This window comes from Lysobacter sp. HA18, from assembly GCF_054057595.1.
Genome location: NZ_JBSRZL010000001.1, coordinates 1,927,853 through 1,946,028, shown reverse-complemented (window position 1 = coordinate 1,946,028; position 18,176 = coordinate 1,927,853). Strand labels below are relative to the sequence as shown.

Sequence of the window (18,176 nt, the reverse complement as noted above, 5' to 3'; positions counted from 1 at the left end):
GGGTCCATGTGACTCGCGAAGGCCACGGCCTCCGGTTTCCCCGTGGCGCGCCGCATCGGCGTCGCCGTGATGTGCAACAGGTGTTTCGACGTCGGCGGTCATGCGCCGTCGTTCGCAGCGTCGGTATCGAACTCGCTGGAGAGTTCGATCTCCGCCGGGTCCTTCATGATCGCCAGCGATTTCACGTAGATCGGCGCAAGCGCCTCTTCCTGCACGATTTCGACGAGCTGTTCCTTGGCGAGCGTGAGCATGCCGAGGAACGTGACGACGACGCCGAGCTTGCCTTCGACCGGGTCGAACAATGACTCGAAGCGATGGAAGCCGCCGTCGGCCAGGCGCTCGAGCAACTCGCCCATGCGCTGGCGCACGCTCAGGGCGTCGCGCTTGATCGCATGCTGCGTGAACAGCTCGGCGCGCTTGAACACGTCGTGCAGCGCCAGCAGCATTTCCTTCAGATCGACCGGCGGCGGCAGTCGCACCGAAGCGCGTTCCGGCACATGCGCCTGCACCACCGTCGTGTCGCGCTCCTGTCGGGGCAGGGAGTCGATGTCCTCCGCGGCCTTCTTGAAACGCTCGTATTCCTGCAGGCGTCGCACCAGCTCGGCGCGGGGATCTTCTTCCTCGCCTTCCTCGGTGGCCACGCGCGGCAACAGCATGCGCGACTTGATCTCGGCGAGCATCGCGGCCATGACCAGGTAGTCGGCCGCAAGCTCGAACCGCATTTCGTGCACCGCGCCGATGTATTCGACGTACTGCTTGGTGATGTCCGCAACCGGGATATCGAGGATGTCGAGGTTCTGGCGGCGGATCAGGTAGAGCAGAAGGTCCAGCGGGCCTTCGAATGCTTCCAGGATGACTTCGAGCGCGTCCGGCGGGATGTAGAGGTCCTGCGGGATCTGCAGCACCGGCTGGCCATGGACCACCGCGAGCGGCATTTCCTGCTGCTGCGGTCGGGCCGGCGATGCCGGTTCTGGCGGATTGTCCTCGGACGCCTGCGGCGCGAGATCGTCGGTCATTCGGGACCGGCCCCTCCGGGCCTGGCACAGCACACTGCGGGTCGGGCGGCGTGGGCCTGCCCTTCGGTGACGCGGACTGCGGAAAACGATGCGGTGCGTCGCGCGCCACGGGGCGGGGCGACGGAAAGCGCGATCGGAATGCCGGACGTGGGAGCGGGGGCTCCACCGCGGCTGTCGCCTGCAGGGCAGGTCGACGGACGGGCTAAGCCTACGGGGGCAATCCGGTGCTGTCCAGCGAGCCCGGTCCCGACCCGTAGAATCGCCGTCTTTGCCGGGAGAGCTGGGCCATGTGGTACGTGATCGACGCACGCGACGGACAGGACGTGCTGCAGCGCCGGCTCGAAGCGCGCCCGCGCCATCTCGCCCGCCTGCACGAGCTTCGGGATGCGGGACGCCTGCTTCTCGCCGGTCCATGCCCGGCGATCGACGCCGAAGACCCGGGCCCGGCGGGGTTCACCGGTAGCGTCGTCGTCGCCGAGTTCGAATCGCTCGAAGCTGCGCAGGCCTGGGCGAAGGCAGATCCGTACGTCGACGCCGGCGTATATGCGTCGGTCGATGTCCGTCCGTTCCGCAAGGTGCTGCCGTGAACCCTGCGGATCGCGTCGAGGCGATCCGCGCCGCGCTGCAGGCCGCGTTCGCGCCGGACGCGCTCGAGGTGATCGACGAAAGCCACAAGCACGCCGGCCATGCCGGTGCGCGCGATGGTCGCGGGCATTTCCGGGTGACGCTGGTGAGTGACGGCTTCGCGGGCATGGCGTCGCTGGCGAGGCATCGCGCCGTCTATGCGGCGCTTGGCGAGTTGATGACCACCGACATCCACGCGCTTTCGATCGAGGCGCGAACTCCGGCCGAGGCGGCGCGTCCCTAGCTCGACGCCGTGGCGGCCCAGGGCTTCGAAGCGATCATGGGCACCAGTGAACCTGCAGCGGCTCGCCGCCCGCCATCCGCACCGCCGCCAGCGACGACGTCGCCGGGTCATTCGACTCCATCGCTTCTTCGAGATGCCGGCGCTGCGCCTCGCCCCTCAATAGAAGAATGCGTGACATGCCGCGTGACAGGCCGAGCGGCGTCGCAGTGATCCGCCGCGTCCACGGGCCTGCGCCCGGGCTGAAAGACGCATCGAGGCTGATGTAGTCCTGCCTGGAAGCCAGCGCCCGCTCGTAGTCGGGCGAGTCGGGGAACAGCGCGGCGACATGTCCATCGTCGCCCATCGTCAGCACCAGCACGTTCGGCAGCTGTCGCGCGTGTGCGTTCGCGATCGCCACGGCGTCTTCGACACGACGCCCGGCCAACGTCAGCGGCTCGAGTCGCGCCGCGGCGGCGTGGTCGATCAGCAGATTCCGGCGCAGAGACGCGGCATGGCTGTCGGGATCGTCGGGCTGCAGCCAGCGTTCGTCGACCAGGCCGACGTCGATGCGTTCCCATGCCAGCGGTGCGCGCGCCAGAGCGTGGAAAACAGGGGCGACGCGATCGCTCGGCGACACCAGCAGCCGGCAGCGCGCATGCGATTCGAGGTCCCGTCGCAGCTCGCCGGCGATCGCCACCGCGGCGGCCCAGGTCCAGACGTGGGCGTCGCGATGGACGTGCAGCGGCCCACCGCCGGCCGGGTCGGGCAGGCGTTCGGTAAGGGGCGGACCGGCCGGTGCTCCGAAGACCATGTCGGGATCATGCAGCTTTCGTGCACCCCGCGCATGCGGCAGCTCGGCAGGGGCCGCCGACCGCCCGCTTTCCCGCCGCTATACTCGCGGGCCGCGTGGGTGCCGCCGTTTCGAGCGCGCCCGACAACGCCAGAGGCCGCTTCGCCGAATGCGTCTTTCCACGATCAAGCTGTCGGGCTTCAAGTCGTTCGTCGACCCGACCACTCTCCATCTTTCCGGCAACATGACCGGCGTCGTCGGCCCGAACGGCTGCGGCAAGTCGAACATCATCGACGCTGTTCGATGGGTCATGGGTGAGAGTTCGGCCAGCCGCCTGCGCGGCGACTCGCTCACCGACGTCATTTTCGCCGGCTCGTCGGCCCGTAAGCCGGTGTCGCAGGCGATGGTCGAGCTGGTCTTCGACAATAGCGACCACACGGTCACCGGCGAGTACGCGGCGTTCAACGAGATCTCGGTCAAGCGCGTCGTCTCGCGTGACGGCCAGAGCCAGTACTACCTCAACGGTACGAAGTGCCGCCGTCGCGACATCACCGATCTCTTCCTCGGCACCGGCCTGGGCGCGCGCAGCTACTCGATCATCGAGCAGGGGATGATCAGCCAGATCATCGAGGCGCGGCCCGAAGACCTGCGCGTTTATCTCGAAGAAGCCGCCGGCATCTCCAAGTACAAGGAGCGCCGCAAGGAAACAGAGACGCGCATCCGCCACACGCGCGAAAACCTCGACCGCCTCAACGACCTTCGCGAAGAAGTCGGGAAGCAGCTGCAGCACCTCGCGCGACAGGCGAAACAGGCCGAGCAATACCAGGCCATCCAGGCCGAGCGCCGCGTGCGCGATGCCGAATGGAAGGCACTGGAGTTCCGTGCGCTCGACCGCAAGCTGCAGGCCCAGCGCGAGAAGCTTTCGCAGCAGGAAACCCGGCTCCAGCAGCTCATCGCCGAACAGCGCGAAGCCGAGCGCCTGCTCGAGGAGGGCCGCCTGAAGCGCGAAGATGCCGCCGAGCATCTGTCTCGCGCGCAGGCGGAAAGTTACGAAGTCAGCGGTGCGCTCGCACGCGTCGAACAGCAGATCCAGCACCAGCGCGAGATGTCCTCGCGCCTGCAACGCGCGCGCGACGAAGCGCTCGCGCAGCTGTCGGAAATTGCGAACCACATCGGCAGCGACCAGGCACGTCTCGATGCGTTGCGCAATGCACTCGAGAACGACGAGCCGCGCCTCGAAACATTGCGCGAAGAAGAAGTCGGTCGCACCGATGCGTTGCGCGATGCCGAAACCAAGCTCGCCGACTGGCAGCAGCGTTGGGACGGCCACGCGCGCGCGCAGTCCGAAGCGTCACGTGCAGCGGACGTTGAGCGCACGCGCATCGAAGGCCTCGACCGCATGGCGCTCGACGCCGACCGTCGTCGCGAGGCCTTGTCGAACGAACGTGCGAGCCTCGACATCGACGCGCTGGCCGAATCCGCGTCGTCGATCATCGAGCAACTGGAAACGCAGAAGCTCGCGGTCGACACGCTGACCGGCGAGCTCGACACCCGCAAGCAGGCGGGCTCCGCGCTGCAGGAACGCCAGCGCGAAACGCAGACGCAGCTCGCCGACGTGCGCAAGCAGGCGCAGGCGGCGCGCGGTCGGTTGTCCGGCCTCGAAGCGCTGCAAGCCGCGGCGCTCGGTCAGGAGCAGGGCCGCGCGATGGACTGGTTGCGTGCGCACGGTCTGCAGGACGCGACCCGCGTCGGCGAAGCGCTGCGCGTCGATAGCGGTTGGGAGACCGCGGTCGAGATCGCGCTGGGTCAGCTCATCGAAGGCGTTCTGGTCGAACGTCCGGAAAGCCTCGCGGCCGATGTCGGTCAGCTGAGCGAAGGCCGCCTCGCGCTGGTTGGCAGGGATTGCGGCGGCAACGACGTGCCGTCGACCTCGCTTGCCGCGAAGATCGAAGGCCCGTCCGCGATCCGCACGATGCTGTCGCATGTGCATGGCGCGGACGACGTGGAAACGGGTCTGCGCCTGCTGCAGACGCTGCCGGCTGGCGACATCGTCATTACGCGTGGCGGTGAGCGTCTCGGCGCTGGTTGGGTGCAGGTGGTGCGCGCGAACACGGCGACGCAGGGTGCGCTGCTGCGCGAACGCGAGATCCAGTCGCTGCGCGAGGAAATCGAATCGCTGGTGGCGCGCGAGCGGGAGCTGGAAGCGCTGCTCGTCGAACTACGCGACCAGTTGCTCGTCGCCGAACAGCATCGCGAAGACGCGCAGCGCTCGCTGTACATGGCGCATCGTTCGGTCAGCGAACTCAGCGGACAGTTGCAGAGCCAGCAGGGGCGCGTCGACGCCGCGCGCACGCGCATCGAGCGCATCGACGCGGAACTCGCGCAGCTCGCCGAGACGCTCGACGCGGCACGCGAACAGGGTCGACTCGCGCGAAGCAACCAGGAGGACGCGGTCGTCCGCATGTCCGAGCTGGAAGACTCGCGGATCGAGCTGGAGAACGAGCGTCGTCGCCTGACCGAAACCCGTGATTCCGCGCGCAATGCCGCACGCGAAGCGCGCGATGCCGCGCATGCGCTGGCACTGACGGTCGAATCGCAGCGTGCGCAGCTGTCGGGGCTGACGCAGGCCCTGGATCGCATGACCGGCCAGCGCGGCCAGCTCGATTCACGGCTCGGCGAACTCGCCGAGCAGCTCGCGGATGGCGATGCGCCGGTGCGCGATCTCGAAACGCAGCGGCAGGTCGCACTCGAGCAGCGCGTGCTCGCTGAGCAAAAGCTCACCGCCGCGCGCACCGCGCTCGACGGCATCGACCACGAACTACGCGGTCACGAACTCATCCGCCAGCAGCGCGACGAGCAGTCGTTGCAGCAGCGCGAAGCGATCGGTCAGCGTCGACTCGAACTGCAGGCGCTCGCGCTCAAGGCGGAACAGCTCTCCGAAGGCATCGTGGAAGCCGGGTTCTCGATCGACGAAGTCACCGCCACGCTCACCGACGAGATGGAGCCGCAGGCGTGGGAACGCACCGTCGCCGAACTGGACGGCAAGCTGCGTCGACTCGAACCGGTGAACCTCGCGGCGATCGCGGAACACGCCGAGGCCGCGCAGCGCAAGGACTACCTCGACGCGCAGAACACCGACCTCACGACCGCGCTCGAAACGCTCGAGGAAGCGATCCGCAAGATCGACCGCGAGACGCGCGGGCGCTTCAAGGACACGTTTGACCGTGTCAATTCCGGTATCCAGGAGCTGTATCCGCGGCTGTTCGGCGGCGGCCACGCTTACCTGGAACTCACCGGCGAAGACCTGCTCGATACCGGCGTGTCGATCATGGCGCGCCCGCCGGGCAAGCGCGTGTCGAACATCTCGCTGCTGTCCGGCGGCGAGAAGGCGATGACCGCAGTCGCACTGGTGTTCGCGATCTTCCGGCTCAATCCCGCGCCGTTCTGCCTGCTGGACGAGGTCGACGCACCGCTCGACGAGGCGAACGTCGGCCGTTTCACGGCGATGGTCAACGAGATGAGCGAGCAGGTACAGTTCCTGTTCGTCACCCACAACAAGGTCACGATGGAAGCGGCGAAGCAGCTCATGGGCGTCACCATGCGCGAGCCGGGCGTGAGCCGCCTCGTGTCCGTCGACCTCGCCGAAGCCGCACGCCTCGCGGGCGCGGCCTGACCAACCCACGGAGCACTGCATGTCCGACATGGCGATGCTGCGGATCTGGATCCTCGTTGCGGGCGTCGTGCTCGTTGCCGCCATCGTGTTCTTCGGTCGACCGAAGAAGCCGGGGCAGGGGCGTCGGGTCGCGCGCGATGGCGACGGGCGTCGCGTCGAGCCCACGCTGGGCGAGCAACTGGCCGCCGAGCTTGCGGAGGGCGATCGCGAGGTCGAGCCGACGCAGGAATCGCTGGCGCTCGAACCTGCCGCGGCATCCGGCCCGAAGGACGACCTCGGCAAGCGCACCACCGACGAGTTCGACAAGATCGTGACGCTCTACCTCGCCGCGCGTGCCGGGCAGTCGCTGAGCGGCTCGGACATCGTGGTCGCCGCCGAGCGCGCCGGCCTTGTCTACGGCCACATGGGCGTGTTCCACCGCCTCGTCGAAGGCCATCCCGAGCGCGGCCCGGTCTTCAGCGTGGCCAACATCATGAAGCCCGGCAGCTTCGACATGGCAAACATCCAGGAACTGCAGACGCCGGCGATCGCGTTCTTCCTGACGCTGCCGGCGCCGGTCGCCGCGCTCGATGCCTGGGACACGATGCTGCCGACCGCGCAGCGCATGGCCGAGCTTCTGGACGGCGTGGTGCTGGACGAGCAGCGCAACGCGATCGCGCGCCAGCGCATCGCCCACATCCGCGACGAGCTGCGTGCCTACGACCGCCAGCGCGAAGCACCGCCGCTGACGCGCCCGTCGCGCTGGTGATCGGCGACGGATCGCTCACGGGCGATTCGTAGACTTCGGCGCATCGAACGAGGCGAATGATGGCGACCACAGGACTCTACCGCTCGCGGCACGACCGCATGATCGCCGGCGTCATCGGCGGCGTTGCCCGTCGCTACGGCTGGAACGCGACGCTGCTGCGCGTGATTTACGTGGTGGTGTCGGTCATGTCGGTGGCGTTCCCCGGCATCCTCGTCTACCTGATCGCCTGGCTGGTGATGCCCGAAGAGGGCATCTGACGCGCCGATGGGGCGACCCGCGAAAACCGCGGAGGGCGTGCGCGGCCCGATGCGCGCAACGTCGCATCCCGCTGCGGTCGAGCCCGTCCCTTTGCCGAAAGCCGCGGTCGCGCTCGGCATTCTCTGGGCGCTGCCCAACACATTGATCGGCCTGCTGCTGGGTGCGCTCGGCATGGCGTTCGGCGCGAAGCCGATGTTGCGATGCCATGACCTCGCATGCGTCTTCCATCGCTGGCCGTGGGGGCCGGGTGGCGCCATCACGATCGGCAACGTAATCCTGCACACGGGGGACGACCTCGACGTCGCATGCGCGACGTATGCGCATGCGGCAGGTTGGGGTGCCGAGCCTGCGGTCTCGCTTGCTCTGCACGAGCGCGCGCACGTCTACCAGTACCTCGTCCTCGGTCCGCTGTTCCTGCCCGTGTATCTCGCCTGCGGCGGCGTCGGCGTGCGCAACCGTTTCGAACGCGCGGCGGATCGCTTCGCGGCGACCGGACGGGGCTGGTGGCCGTGGCCCGCGCCGTGGCCGGGGCGTGAATAAAAGCCGACGAGCGGTCGCGCGGTGACGAGGGTCGACGCGTAATTTCAGTCGCAGGGGCTGCTGCGTCGCACGAGGCGACATGGAGGCGGCGTGGAGTTCAAGGCCTATCGTCGACCGGACGGCGCGTACGTGCTCGTCCCGGATTGCCTTGTGGCTTCACGGGATGCGCAGGGACGCCACGGGCCGCTCGCGCTCGTCGCGCGCTTCGATATCGATTGCCCGGTCGACGACCCGGTCTGGCATCGCGTGCTGGCCGACATCGACCGCCAGTCGTACGCGGTGGTCCGGCGGGACACGGGTGAGCAACTGATCCGCCTCGCGACCGGGCACGCCGTGGTCTAGGCGCGCACCCCGCGTTCACCACCTGGCGCCTAGGGTCGGCCTGCTGCGCGACGCGGCAGGCGAGGCGGCCCATGCGGACTCCGGACGACGCGACCCCGAATACCGATCCATCCCGACCGATCCTCGTCCAGCGACGGGTAATGGCGGACGAGTACGAGCAAGCGCATCACCATGACCGCGAAGCATCGGGGCACGACGACTTCATCGATCGCATCGCCGACTTCGACCATGCGTCCGTGCCCGAACGTCTCGTGCGCGAACACGGCTTTCGCCCGCACGCGTTGTAGGTCGACGCCGCAATGCCAGCCTGATGTTCCAGCGAACCTCGTCAGTAACGCTGCTCGATGAAATGCAGCGGATGGCGTGACTCGACGTAGTCGCCACGCTTCTGGCGTTTCGGGAACTGCACCTTCTCGCGCTCGACCTCGTCGTAAGGCACGTTCGCAAGCAGGTGGCGAATGATGTTGAGGCGACCGCGTCGCTTGTCGTCGGTATTAGCGACATACCACGGCGCGTGCTCGGTGTCGGTGGCTTCGAACATGGCGTCGCGTGCGCGCGAGTAGTCGAACCAGCGCCCGTACGATTTCAGATCCATCGGCGACAGCTTCCACAGCTTGCGGCCGTCGGTCGCGCGCGATTTGAGTCGCTCGATCTGTTCCTCTTCCGACACCTCGAGCCAGTACTTCAGCAGGTGCACGCCGGACGCCACCATCGTTTTTTCGAGCAGCGGCGCGGTCTCGAGGAACTTGCGCACCTGCGCATCGGTGGCGAAACCCATGACACGTTCGACGCCGGCGCGGTTGTACCAGCTGCGATCGAAGATCGCGACTTCACCGCCCGACGGCAGATGCGCGACGTAGCGCTGCATGTACATCTGCGTGCGTTCGCGATCCGTCGGCGTCGGCAATGCAACGACGCGGAACACGCGCGGGCTGACGCGATCGGTGATCGCCTTGATCGTGCCGCCCTTGCCGGCGGTGTCGCGGCCTTCGAGCACGATGCAGACCTTCTTCTGCTTCGCGACCACCCACTGCTGCAACTTGACCAGCTCTTCCTGCAGCGGCACCAGCGCGTCCTCGTATTCGCTGCGCTTCATTCGCGGGCGCGTGCCTTCGCTGCCTCCACCGTTCTTGCGCTTGCCGTTGCCGTTCGATGCATCGTCGTGGTCGGTTTTCGCGTGCGTGTCGTCTTTCATGTCGGTTGCTCCTCGGGTTGCGCGGGCAGGGGCGCCGTCGTCAGCTCCTCCTGCAGGCGCTCCACTGCGGTTTCCACGTTGAAGAACATGTGCTCGTGTCCGACGTGCTCGTCCAGCGGCGAGCGCCGTACGGCTTCCAGCACCTCGGGGTTGAGGCCCGCAAGTGCGAGCAGGACACCTGCACTGCGCGAGCGGTGCTCGGCGTCGATCAGTGCCTTCAGTGCGGAGTACTCGAGGTCGAACACCGCCGACAGATCGAGCACGACGTAACGCGGCCGAGCCTGCGCGATCAGCGGGCGAATGCGTGCGGCAACGCGTTCGGCATTGAGGAAGAACAGCCGACCCTCAGGACGAAGGATGAGCAGGCCCGGCACCGGTTCATCGTCCGGGTGTTCGTCGCTGCGTGGCCGGAAGGACGTGGTGCCACGCTTTCGCACCAGCACGCGCACGGGCGGATCGGCGCTCTGCTGCGCGAGCGCGATCAGCGAGACGATGATCGCGACGACGATGCCCTTGAGAGTGCCGAGCAGCATCACGCCGGCGAACGCGACGATCACCCACACCGCTTCGGTGCGGCGGATGCGCAGGATGTCGAGGAAATCCGCCGGGCTCACGAGTCCGATCGAGTAGACGATGACGACCGCAGCGAGTGCGGCCTGCGGAAGCAGACCGATCATCGGTGCAAGCACCAGCATCGTGACCACCGCCGTCGCCGCGGTGACCACGCATGCGAGTTGCGTGCGCGCGCCGGAGCGACGATTGACCGCGGTCTGCGACATGCCCCCACCCGACGGCATCGCGCCGAAGAACGCACCGGCCAGGTTTCCGGCGCCGGTCGCAAGCAGCTCACGGTTGGCGGTCGGTACCGGCTCGTCGTTCGTCTGGAACGCACGGCCGACGGCAATGGTTTCAGTAAAGCTCATCAGCGCGATGCCGGCAGCGGCCGGCCAGAGTTGCAGCGCCAGCGACAGCGCGGGCATCGTCACGGCAGGCAGTCGCTGCGGAACCGCGCCCACGACTTCGATGCCATAGGCCTGCCATCCGAGCAGACCGACGCCGGCGATTGCGGCAGCAATGGCGATCAGCGGCGCGGGCCATCGCGGTCGGAACCGTTCGATCGCCGCGAGCGCGACGATCACGCCGGCACCGACCGCTACCGTCGCCCACGACAGATGTCCGAACCCGCGCACGACTTCGGCTGCGTTGTGCACGAACGAGCCCTTGTCGAAATGGATGCCGAGGATCTTCGGCAATTGGTCGACCACGATCACCACGCCGATGCCGGCCTTGAAGCCGACGAGCACCGGCGTCGAAATGAAGTCGGCGACGAAGCCGAGCCGCGCGACGGAAGCGAGCAACAGGAACGCGCCGACCAGCACCGTGAGCATCGACGTCGCCGCGAGCAGGCCGGCGAGGTTCGCATCGGGCACCACGTCTGCGAGTTCTGCGCCGGTGAGGATGGCGATGGTGGTTGTCGTGCTGACCGACAACGGTCGCGACGTGCCCAGCCACGCGTAGACGATCATCGGCACGAACGCGGTGTACAAGCCGACTTCGATCGGCAGGCCGGCGATGGTCGCGTAGGCGAGTGCCTTCGGAATCACGACCGCCGCGGTGGTGAGGCCCGCGACGACGTCCGCGCGCAGTGTCGGCCTCGACAGCGCGGCGGATGCGATGCTCACGCACGGTTCTCGTTCTCGGTCGCCACGCGGATGATCTCCGCGTACAACGCGCCGATGCGGACACCGAGCTGGTGCAACTCGGGATGGCGCGCCACATAGGGCGCGGTTTCCTGCGCGTCGACCAGCGCGCTGTGCAGGAACGCGATGTCGGTGTCGCCGAGCTTCTCGCCTGCGTCAACGCGCTTCTTGAGGTCCGTCAGGCGCGGCAGCCGCTGCTTCACCAGACGGTCGAGGAGCGCCTGGACAGTGCCCAGGTCGCTGTTCTGGTCGGACATTCGTCGGCCCTCGACGCCGCCGCGCACGCGCAGCGGGCATGACGCCGCATCGATCGCGGCACCGGCCTAGCGTCGCAGCCGGCCGCGATCACCGACATTGTCCCGAGGGGCAGGCCTGCCGCCTGTTCGTACAGCGAGGCGGACGCGGCCGTGCAATCACGCGGCCAGTAAATGCAGAACGGCGAAGTGGGACGCGTAGCGGTTCCACGTCTGCTACCCGACTGGACAGTTGAGCCGAGCTTGGATAGCACGCCGATCCAAGCTCGATCCGCGTGGCGTCGCGAGCGATGGGAAAACTCAGTGCGCCGTTAGCGCGCCGCTTCGCACAGCTTGCGATTGGTGATGGTCGATTTCGCCACCGTTTCGTAACTATCGGCTTCGAAAGGCGGCAAGCTGTCGCGGGCGTCCTCTACCGTCCTGTACGCCCACGCCATGGTCGTCCGAAGCTCTGCAAGACATTTGCCGGGCTGCTGCAGGTGATACAGCGTGACTGCGATGTCGTTGGTCAGCGAGTCCTTTTCGGGAAACCATTGGAATGCGCCGCACGCGGCGCGAAGCTTGGTCGCGACCGCTAGTGCGTCGCCAAAGCGCTTCGCCTTGTAGAGCCCGTAGAAGCGGTCATGCTCGGCCTGATAGGCCTTCTCGGCGCAGGTCGCTGGTCGGCGGCCATACGTGTAATCGAAGCGACCACGCGCGCCGCACCACTGACGGCATTCGTCCGGCGTCAGAGCCTCGACTTGGTAGCCGCCCGCCACCGGCTTGAATGCAACGCGGCACTCGCCGCTGTCACCGTCTTCGGGCACCACGCCGACGCCGTTGCGCACCGCGCCGTCGAGATCACAGGAGTGCCCGTTCGCACCCATGGAACTGATCACGAAGCGAGTCCCATGAGGTGTCTTCGAAATCTCCATGTCGCCGTGACCGCCCAACGCGTGGTAGGTGCCGGTCGGTGGTTCGGCGGCGAACGCGGCCGATGGCGCAAACGTCAGAAGCAATAGCGCGAAACGGAGGAAAGTCGCCATCGTTCAAATCCTTGAGCTGTGCGTGCGGGGCGAGCCGGCTCGCTTGCAAACGAATTTGCCGCGGGCACCAGGGGTACCGCCGGCGATCGGCGCGACGACCGCGTGCGCAAAACAAAAAAGGGCTAGGCCGCAAAGCCTAACCCTCGTTTGTACTGGTGCCGGAAGTGGGACTCGAACCCACACGCTTTTAAGGGCGGCGGATTTTGAGTCCGCTGCGTCTACCGATTCCGCCATTCCGGCGCGGACGCGAAGTATACCGACGGATCAGAGCGCTCCAAAGCGCGCCATGCCGGCGGCCGCGATCACAATCACGAAGATCAGCCCCAGCTGCACCCGTACGAGCAGGCGTGCGCGCGACCATGCGGCCTCGTCGGGCCGCCATGCGGCGTCGGTCGCCGACGCCTTGCGCCAGCGCGCGAACTGTACGGTCGGCATGATCGAGATCAGCGCCGCGAGCAGGAATGCCGCCAGCTTGGCGTGGAACCACGGGTTATGCGCGTAGAAATCCGCGCCCTTGATCCCGTGGAAGACGCGCGCGAGGCCGACGAGCAGCAGCAGGCCGGCGGTGGTGCCGTAGCCGCGATCGAGTCGGGAGAGGCGCTGCACCGTGATGGCGTCGGGTGCATTGCGCAGCAGCGTCATCTGCGCCGCGAGCATCGTGATCAGGCCGACGACGAGGACGTGGTGCGCCGACGCCAGCAGGAAGTCGCGCCACACGCTCAGCAGGCCTCGTCGGTGCTCAGCGTGCGGTCGACGCGCGCGTACCACTCGTGCTCGCTCTGCGGCGCGAACATCGAGCAGCACTGCATCTCCGCCTTGTAGATGTGCAGCGAGACGGCGACCTGGTCGTCGCTGGCGTTGCGGATCGTGTGGTACTCGTGCGGCGGGATCAGGCTGCCGGCGCTGCCGGGGCCGGCCTGGATGCCGCCGGCGGGACGGAAGCGGAACTGCTCGCCATCGCGGTCGAGCAATTCGTACTGGGTGATCTCGAGTTCGCCGTCCCACACGCCTTCGACGCACCAGAGGCCTGAATGATCGTGCACGGGGGTGCCCTGGCCGGGGCCCCAGGTCATCGCGACCACGCTGTAGCCGTGGATCGGGCTGCGATAGAGCTCGCGGCGCGCGTAGTGGTCGGTGATCGGTTCGTAGACGCAGTCGGGCAGGCGCACGTCGCGGTCGCGGATCAGGTCGCAGAGCGTCTGGCGGACGGCGCGTGTCACGGCCTGCGGGTCGCCGGCGCAGACCGCCGCGTCGAGCGCCGCGATCATCTTGTCGTGGCCGGGAAAGGGGATGTCAGGCAGTGCGGCGGCGGCGTTCATGCGGGGATTCTAGCCCCGCGGTCCTGCACCGGCTCCAACGCGTCCAGGAAACCGCGGATGGCAGGGCCGAAGCGCTCGAAATCCACCAGGAACGCGTCGTGGCCCTGCGGCGACTCCAGCGGGACGAAGCGCGCATCGACGCCGCCCGCAGCGAGCCCGGCCGCGATTTCTTCCTGCTGTTGCAGCGGGAACAGGATGTCCGTGTGCACGCCGATCACCAGCGCCTTGTCGAGTCGGATCGACGCGAGCGCGGAGCGCGTATCGCTTCGTGTGTCACTGGCGGACTCGCCGCAGCAATCACCGATGTCGAACCAGTCCATCGCGCGGCTGAGATACAGGTAGCAGTTCGGATCGAACCGCCGAACGAAGCGCCGCGCATGCGCTTCCAGATAGCTCTCCACCTCGAATTCCAGACCGAACGGGTCGCCGTCCTGACGATCCGAATCCAGCCGCACGCGACCGAAGCGGCCGTCCCATTCCAGCGCGGAGCGATAGGTGATGACGCCCAGCTTGCGCGCCATGCGCATGCCGGATTCGGGATACGTCGAATCGTCGTACTGGCCGTTGTTCCAGTTCGGATCGAGACGGATGGCTTCGCGCTGCAGCGAACGGATCGCGATCGAGAACGGCAGTGCACGCGCCGCACCGGAGATATTGATGTGGTTGCGCGCGAGGCCGGGATACCGCAGCAGGAACGCGAGCGCGACCATGCCGCCCATCGAATTACCGATGAGGCAGGCGAGCTGCTCGATCCCCAGCGCGCGGACGACATGCGCGGCGGCGTCGGCACAGTCCTCGACCGACAGCGGCGGAAACGCGAGGCGGTAGAGCTCGCCGGTATCGGGGTCGATCGATGCCGGGCCGGTCGAACCCTTGCAGCTGCCGAGCGTGTTGACGCAGATGACGAACCAGCGGTCGGTTTCGATCGGCTTGCCCGCGCCGAGCATCGCGTCCCACCAGCCGGGTGCCGGGTCCGCATCGTTCGATGCCGCGTGCGCATCCGGCGAGAGCCCGGTGACGATCAGGATCGCGTTGCTCCGGTCCGCGTTGAGCTGTCCCCAGGTCTCGTACGCCATGCGCGCGCCATGCAGCGCACCGTCCCGACGGGTGGGGAAGGGCGAGGGGAGCTCGGCGAATCGCGTTCCGGGCGGGATGAATTCGGTCATTGCGTCAGTCCATTCGGCAGCGCGGATTGTGCCTGTCGATGCGGCCTGAACGCCAAGCGTATGGGGCACGGCCGCTTGAACCGGCGCTACACACCCCCGCGCCCATTGTCGAAATCCCTTCCGCATGGAGCTTTCCCCAATGGCGAACAAGAACAACGACACCACCGATATGAATCGCGATCCGATCTCCGGCGCGCCGGGCTCGCACCCGGTTGGCACCGGCGTCGGCGGCGTGGGAGGTGCGGCGATCGGCGCGGCCATCGGCAGCGCGTTCGGCCCGATCGGCACGCTGGTCGGCGGCGCCATCGGCACGATCGCCGGTGCGTCCGTCGGTCACTCGGCCGCGGAGCGTGTCGACCCGACCGGCGAAACGGAGGCGTGGCGAAGCGAGTCCACGAATCGTCCGTACTACGACAGCAAGCTCGACTACGACCGCGACTACGCGCCGGCGTACCGCTACGGCACCGAAGCGCGCAACACGAACGCCGACCAGGCGTGGGACAGCGCGGAAACGAACCTGCAGTCCGGCTGGGACAATGCGAAGGGCGATTCGCGCCTGGCGTGGGACAAGGCGCGCGACGCCGTGCGCGACGCATGGGACCGCAGCGATCGCACGTACAAGACCTACGACGCGACCGATCGCTATTACGAGCAGCGCTTCAACCAGGCTGACTACTACAAGTCCGGCTACAGCTTCGACGACTACAAGCCGGCCTACCGCTACGGCACGTACGCGCGCAGCCAGTCGAAGAACGCGACCTGGGACGCCTCGACCGAGCAGGAACTCGAGCGTGGCTGGGATTCGGCGAAGGGCACCTCGCGCCTCGCATGGACCGACGCGAAGGGCGCAGTAAAGGACGCCTGGCACGGCGTCGAACGCATCCTGCCGGGCGACGCGGACCACGACGGTCGCTGATTAAAAGCATCGGGTGAGGGACGAAGGCGCCGTCGATGACGGCGCCTTTTTCTTGCGTGCGAATTTGAGTGCGCAGCGGCATCGACATCCGTATGCATGGTTAACAGGTCGGGCATCGCCTACGCGCCTGACCGCTCGGTGTTCGCGTCCGCACATCCGAAGCGCGACGCATGCAACAACCGCGTAACGGAACCTGTGCTGCACTCCGGAAGCGGTGGACCACGTACGCGCCCGGGCGAGACCGGGGCGCAGGCCACCGCAGAGTCGTCGTGACGGTCCCGGCCGGAAAGCCGGTGTCGGTTCCTGCTTCAAACAGGGTGGCCTGCCGAGTCCCTATTCAGGTTCTTGGTACAGGCGTACGCTCGCGGTTCGACCGGTGGTTCGGGGCAGCAGGATGCGGCCCGTGTTGCGCCACCGGCTACAAGGACGCTCCCCCGATGATCGAAGCGGTCACTGCTCTAGTGCTGCTGCTCGCCTGGCTGGTCGCAGGCGGCGTGCTCTACCTGCGCCGCCCGATCCGCGTCGACGCGTCGCGCGATGCATGGCTCGGCATGACCTGCCTCGCGTTCGCCATCTCCGTGTTGCTCATCGCCGGGTGGTCGCATTCGAACGACCACGTCGCGATGGTCATCGTGCGCGCGCTCAGCGGACCGTCGCTTGTCGCACTGATCATCAGCGTATGGCGCACATGGGCTGCGGGGCGCGACTCCGGCCATGAGCGGCGCGATGACGTCGGCGGTGCGCCGCGTCTTGCAGTCGTAGGCGAGCTCACCGCATCGATCGCGCACGAGATCAACCAACCGCTAGGCGCCATCCTCAGCAATACGGACGCCGCCGAAATCCTGCTGGAACGGGCGTCGCCGCCGCTCGACGACATCCGCCAGATCCTGCGCGACATCCGTCGTGACGGGCTGCGCGCGGGCGGCGTCATCCGCAACGTGCGCACGCTCGCGCGGCAGCGAAAGATCAGCTTCGTCTGCATCGATGCGAATACGCTCGCGGCGGAAACGGTGAAGCTGCTCGATCCCGACGTGCGCGGGCGCGGCATTCCGGTCGAGGTCGCCAAGTCGCGCGATACCGCATTGCTCAGCGGCGACAGCCTGTACCTGCAGCAGATGCTGCTGAATCTGCTGATCAACGGCATGGACGCGGTGGAAGCGCGCTTCGCGTCGGGCGACCTGAGTGCGACGCGACCCGCAGTGCTGCTTGACGTGCGCGAACTCGAGGGTGGGCAGGTGCAGTTCCAGGTGTCGGATGCCGGCGGCGGGATCCCCGAGTCGCGCCTCGCGCACCTGTTCGATTCGTTCTACAGCAGCAAGCCGCACGGCATGGGCCTGGGTCTGTCGATCTCCAGGTCGATCGCCGAAGCGCATGGCGGGTCGATTCGTGCGGAAAACAACAATCGCGGTGGCGCGACTTTCCGGGTGACGTTCCCTCCTTACGCCTGATATGACACTTATGTTTCAGCGCTGCGTACGAGCCCATTGCGCGTGAAACGACCGTTTATCAGAACGCGTTTCTTCACCGCTTCTCTATCAGGAAATTAGGCCTACATTCAGGCACGCAAGTCGGCTTTCAAGGAATGGACTTCCGGTTAAACGCAGTAGGAGACACGACATGGCAATCGCTCCCGTAATCCACATCGTCGATGACGATGATTCGATGCGTGATGCGCTGGGACGCCTGCTCGGCGCCCTCGATTTCGACGTGAGGCAGTACGCATCCGCCGGCGACTTCCTGCTGTCCTGGCCGCCCATGGACGCGCCCGGTTGTCTGCTTCTGGACATCCGCATGCCCGGCCCAAGCGGACTCGACCTGCAACGATCGTTGTCGCGCCGCGAGGATGCACCGCCGATCATTTTCCTCAGCGCATTCGGCGACATCCCGACCAGCGTGCAGGCGATCCGGCAGGGAGCGGTGGATTTCCTCACCAAACCCGTCGAGAAGGAAACGCTGATCAACGCGATCACCAGTGCACTCGAATGCGACGTGCAGCGGCGGCAGCATCGCCAGCATCTGCAGCAGGGCAGGGATCGCCTCGCGTCGCTGACGCCGCGCGAGCACGCGGTGTTCGACCAGGTCATCGCCGGCAGGCTCAACAAGCAGATCGCCGACTCGCTGCGCATGTGCGAGCGAACGGTCAAGGCGCACCGTGCACGCGTGATGGAAAAGATGGGCGTGCGCACCGTTGCCGAGCTCGTGCAGCTCGCCGTGCATCTTGAAGCGGAAGAACATCCGCAGGATGTGCCGCGGCGACTGCACGCGGAAGTCGCGCTCGCGAGCTGAGCTGCGACGACGAAACACCTATGCGCTGAATGCACCGGGCCCGTGCCCGGTGCGTCGCGTCATGCGTTTTCCGCCGATGCCCACAAGGGCAGGCCGCGTTC

At 67.1% G+C, this 18,176-nt stretch carries 20 protein-coding genes and 1 tRNA gene; 11 read left to right on the top strand and 10 right to left on the bottom strand.

The features are described from left to right. Positions 1-98: 98 nt before the first annotated feature. Entirely contained in the window at positions 99-1,016 is a 918-nt protein-coding gene (locus tag ACVWWW_RS09690; RefSeq protein ID WP_027082214.1) for a segregation and condensation protein A, read from the bottom strand. A gap of 287 nt (positions 1,017-1,303) precedes the next feature. Between ACVWWW_RS09690 and ACVWWW_RS09685 the strand changes: the two genes are divergently transcribed. Further along, positions 1,304-1,603, top strand: a complete 300-nt coding sequence (locus tag ACVWWW_RS09685) for a YciI family protein (RefSeq protein WP_027082215.1) — start codon at positions 1,304-1,306, stop codon at positions 1,601-1,603. Further along, a complete protein-coding gene (locus tag ACVWWW_RS09680; protein WP_027082216.1) occupies positions 1,600-1,884 on the top strand; it encodes a BolA family protein in 285 nt (94 codons plus the stop codon). Before ACVWWW_RS09685 ends, ACVWWW_RS09680 begins: the two co-directional genes overlap by 4 nt. Positions 1,885-1,918: 34 nt before the next feature. Here the strand turns inward: ACVWWW_RS09680 and ACVWWW_RS09675 are convergent, their stop codons facing one another. Then, a complete protein-coding gene (locus tag ACVWWW_RS09675) occupies positions 1,919-2,674 on the bottom strand; it encodes a 6-phosphogluconolactonase (protein WP_051234824.1) in 756 nt (251 codons plus the stop codon). 148 nt (positions 2,675-2,822) lie between these two features. Here ACVWWW_RS09675 and smc point away from each other — a divergent pair, with 148 nt between their 5' ends. The 6 genes from smc to ACVWWW_RS09645 all read left to right on the top strand — a co-directional run bounded on the left by smc (position 2,823) and on the right by ACVWWW_RS09645 (position 8,501). Beyond that, positions 2,823-6,326 (top strand): chromosome segregation protein SMC, encoded by a 3,504-nt coding sequence (gene smc / locus ACVWWW_RS09670; RefSeq protein ID WP_027082217.1) that lies wholly within the window; start codon positions 2,823-2,825, stop codon positions 6,324-6,326. A 19-nt stretch (positions 6,327-6,345) separates the two neighbouring features. Then, positions 6,346-7,074, top strand: a complete 729-nt coding sequence (gene zipA / locus ACVWWW_RS09665; protein WP_027082218.1) for a cell division protein ZipA — start codon at positions 6,346-6,348, stop codon at positions 7,072-7,074. Positions 7,075-7,133: 59 nt separating this feature from the next. Continuing rightward, complete coding sequence (locus tag ACVWWW_RS09660; protein WP_081671974.1) at positions 7,134-7,331, top strand: PspC domain-containing protein; 198 nt, start codon at positions 7,134-7,136, stop codon at positions 7,329-7,331. 49 nt (positions 7,332-7,380) lie between these two features. Beyond that, positions 7,381-7,872, top strand: coding sequence for a hypothetical protein (locus ACVWWW_RS09655; protein ID WP_036141503.1), 492 nt, complete (start codon positions 7,381-7,383; stop codon positions 7,870-7,872). 90 nt (positions 7,873-7,962) lie between these two features. Then, entirely contained in the window at positions 7,963-8,214 is a 252-nt protein-coding gene (locus tag ACVWWW_RS09650) for a hypothetical protein (RefSeq protein ID WP_027082220.1), read from the top strand. A gap of 71 nt (positions 8,215-8,285) precedes the next feature. Continuing rightward, positions 8,286-8,501 carry a hypothetical protein gene (locus tag ACVWWW_RS09645; protein ID WP_155914163.1) on the top strand — a complete coding sequence of 72 codons (216 nt, stop codon included), beginning with the start codon at positions 8,286-8,288 and terminating at the stop codon, positions 8,499-8,501. Positions 8,502-8,542: 41 nt separating this feature from the next. On the opposite strand, the gene ppk2 is transcribed toward ACVWWW_RS09645, so the two are convergent. From ppk2 to metX, 8 genes are all read right to left on the bottom strand, one after another. Then, positions 8,543-9,409, bottom strand: coding sequence for a polyphosphate kinase 2 (gene ppk2, locus ACVWWW_RS09640; RefSeq protein WP_027082221.1), 867 nt, complete (start codon positions 9,407-9,409; stop codon positions 8,543-8,545). Next, positions 9,406-11,091 carry a SulP family inorganic anion transporter gene (locus ACVWWW_RS09635; protein ID WP_051234826.1) on the bottom strand — a complete coding sequence of 562 codons (1,686 nt, stop codon included), beginning with the start codon at positions 11,089-11,091 and terminating at the stop codon, positions 9,406-9,408. Before ACVWWW_RS09635 ends, ppk2 begins: the two co-directional genes overlap by 4 nt. Further along, positions 11,088-11,366 carry a hypothetical protein gene (locus tag ACVWWW_RS09630; RefSeq protein WP_027082223.1) on the bottom strand — a complete coding sequence of 93 codons (279 nt, stop codon included), beginning with the start codon at positions 11,364-11,366 and terminating at the stop codon, positions 11,088-11,090. Before ACVWWW_RS09630 ends, ACVWWW_RS09635 begins: the two co-directional genes overlap by 4 nt. A 308-nt stretch (positions 11,367-11,674) precedes the next feature. Then, positions 11,675-12,388 (bottom strand): hypothetical protein, encoded by a 714-nt coding sequence (locus ACVWWW_RS09625; protein ID WP_027082224.1) that lies wholly within the window; start codon positions 12,386-12,388, stop codon positions 11,675-11,677. 153 nt (positions 12,389-12,541) lie between these two features. Continuing rightward, positions 12,542-12,628 (bottom strand) — tRNA-Leu (locus ACVWWW_RS09620). Between the two features lie 24 nt (positions 12,629-12,652). Continuing rightward, complete coding sequence (locus ACVWWW_RS09615) at positions 12,653-13,105, bottom strand: DUF2214 family protein (RefSeq protein WP_036141419.1); 453 nt, start codon at positions 13,103-13,105, stop codon at positions 12,653-12,655. Positions 13,106-13,107: 2 nt separating this feature from the next. Beyond that, positions 13,108-13,707 (bottom strand): cysteine dioxygenase, encoded by a 600-nt coding sequence (locus tag ACVWWW_RS09610; RefSeq protein ID WP_027082226.1) that lies wholly within the window; start codon positions 13,705-13,707, stop codon positions 13,108-13,110. Continuing rightward, positions 13,704-14,873, bottom strand: coding sequence for a homoserine O-acetyltransferase MetX (metX, locus tag ACVWWW_RS09605; protein ID WP_051234833.1), 1,170 nt, complete (start codon positions 14,871-14,873; stop codon positions 13,704-13,706). Before metX ends, ACVWWW_RS09610 begins: the two co-directional genes overlap by 4 nt. 124 nt (positions 14,874-14,997) lie before the next feature. Here metX and ACVWWW_RS09600 point away from each other — a divergent pair, with 124 nt between their 5' ends. From ACVWWW_RS09600 to ACVWWW_RS09590, 3 genes are all read left to right on the top strand, one after another. Then, positions 14,998-15,789 carry a hypothetical protein gene (locus tag ACVWWW_RS09600; protein ID WP_051234835.1) on the top strand — a complete coding sequence of 264 codons (792 nt, stop codon included), beginning with the start codon at positions 14,998-15,000 and terminating at the stop codon, positions 15,787-15,789. Between the two features lie 437 nt (positions 15,790-16,226). Beyond that, positions 16,227-17,237: an ATP-binding protein gene (locus ACVWWW_RS09595; RefSeq protein WP_027082228.1), complete on the top strand. Its 1,011-nt coding sequence runs from the start codon at positions 16,227-16,229 to the stop codon at positions 17,235-17,237. Between the two features lie 169 nt (positions 17,238-17,406). Beyond that, on the top strand, positions 17,407-18,075 hold the full coding sequence (locus ACVWWW_RS09590; protein WP_036141422.1) for a response regulator: 669 nt from the start codon (positions 17,407-17,409) through the stop codon (positions 18,073-18,075). Positions 18,076-18,176: the final 101 nt, after the last annotated feature.